A 2,200-nucleotide genomic window follows, 5' to 3' on the forward strand; every position below is an offset into this window, starting at 1 on the left:
ATTTTTAGTGGATTTTACAACGAATAGGAACTTCTTATACATCAACAAGGAAAAGGGGCTGTGCATAAGTGGAATTACACTCATGCAACAGCCCCTTGCTGAATTAATACTTATTTTATCTCTTTTCTTCAAAATGCGTATACACGCCATCCAGATTGTCCAGGGTGATGCCCATGCTCTTGAAGGCTGCCAGGAGAGCCTGGGATTCCACTTCCACATTCTTAGCCCCATCGCCAGCTTTCAGGAGTGCCTTGGCAGCTTTGTCTATTGGATAGATATCCAACGTAGAGCCGTTGTAAGTGAGACGGAACATGCCGCTGCCGTCAGCAGTGGTGAGTTCCTTGTCGTACTCACGATACTGGTTCTTGGGCTGATCAGGCTCCGGGAGCACCTTGGCGGTGGGCTCCATCTTTACGCTGTCCGGGTCCACAGTGACATCATAGGTGCCGTAAAGCTTCACCTGACCAAGCTTCTCATTGAAGAAGGGAAGCTCGGCGCTCTGCAAACCCAAGACCCTGTCAACGCCGGGGCCCTGCGCATTCTGTCCCTGAGTGATAGAAGCAGTACCAGCCAGGTTGGAGGTGGTAAGCGCATCAAGCTGCGGCTTCTCACCGGGGTTCAAGGGGTTATTTGCCTGCGGATTCTCAGGCGTAGTTGTCGGCACTGAGGTAGTAATCGTGGGGACTACAGGCCCAGTGGGGTTCCCCGGAGTAACACTCGTGCCAGGAGTCGGCGGATTCGGACCAGGAGTTGGACCAGGAGTCGGCGCAACCACGGTCAACGTCCCAGGCAGCAGCACAAGATTAAAGCCTGACGGTGCTGCATCTCCCGTATTGGTGAGCGTTATATCGCCCTCATACACTCCTACTTTATAAGAATTAGGCTTGAAGCCGTTGGAATAGGTGCCTACCTGCTTATAGCCAACCCTGCTTGCCAGCTTCTCATCATCACCATCCAGGAAGGCAGTCATGAACTGGCCAGTGAGGCTATTGGTCATAGTATAGCCGGTATTCTTGCCAGTCCAGTCTTCATTAGCTGCTTTCGTTGCATCATTGGCTTTGATGGTCAGGGTAGGGCGAGGATTCTTGAAAATATAGCGGTTGCCTACCTCACTGGTAGTGCTGGTTCCATCCCAGCCCCATACAGCATAGTTGCCGCTGTCCAGGTCTTTTTCGCTCCTGTTCAGGCCGTTTTCATTGACACCGCCGCCAAAATCATCGGCATAGGGAGAATTCGAGTAAACCTTCCAATGACTTTCCTCACCAACTTTGATAGCTGCGCTGCTGTCCTTGCCTGCTGCATCCAGCTTATTCAGGAAGCGCTCCTGCGCACGGATATCCACAGCATCTTCTGCATTTTGGGCCAGGCCAGAGATATAGCCATTGATGGTTACATCATTACCTGCATCCATCCTGACTTTCTGGTTTGCCGTGACATCTGCAGTGGAGATATCATGGCCGGCATTCAGTTTCACATTGTTGACAGCCTCGACCAAGTCAGCAGCCGTTATATCATTAGTAGCATCCATCGTGACATCATGGTTAGCCGTGACAGCTACTGTAGAGATATCATTCTTAGCCTGCAGATTCACATCATTGCCAGCCTCGACCTTGCCAGTAGCCTTTATATCATGGGTGGCATCCATCGTGACATCATTGTTAGCCGTGACAGCTGCGGTAGAGATATCATTCCCGGCCTTCATCTTCACATCATTGCCAGCCTCAACCTTGCCAGTAGCCTTTACATCGTTGCCTGCATCAGCAATGACATCCTTATCAGCCGTTACTCCTTCAGTGGTCACATTGTGGCCAGCTTTCAGGTTGGCTACACCACTGTTGTCAACAGGAACACCAGTGCGCAACATGGCACTAGCCGCAAATAGGGGCATCTCCTCCTTGTGAACCGTAACTGTTTTGGTAGTCACATCATTACTTGCTTCCAGTGTCACAGCCTTGGCAGCCTTGATTTCCCCTTCAGCTGTCACATCGCCTGCCGTTGCCTCCATGGAAACTTCGCCATTTTTGGCAATGACAGCACCGGTAGTCTTTACGTCAGCACCGGTAGCAGTTACATCTTTACCAGCGGTGAGCGCATTAGCCTTTACCTGGTTTCCTGCTCCCAAAACAACGTCTGTTCCGGCAGTCACATCTTTGGCTACCAGATCATTTCCGGCAGTCAGGTTTGCTGCACCCTGCTTAGC

Annotated in this window: 1 pseudogene; it reads right to left on the reverse strand. The window is 51.2% G+C overall.

Going from position 1 to position 2,200, the window contains the following annotated elements:
* Positions 1–115: 115 nt before the first annotated feature.
* Positions 116–2,200, reverse strand: a pseudogene (locus tag BLW59_RS17910) (hemagglutinin repeat-containing protein); the annotation flags it as partial.

The organism is Selenomonas sp. KH1T6, assembly GCF_900108415.1.
GTDB classification, from domain to species: domain Bacteria; phylum Bacillota; class Negativicutes; order Selenomonadales; family Selenomonadaceae; genus Selenomonas_B; species Selenomonas_B ruminantium_A.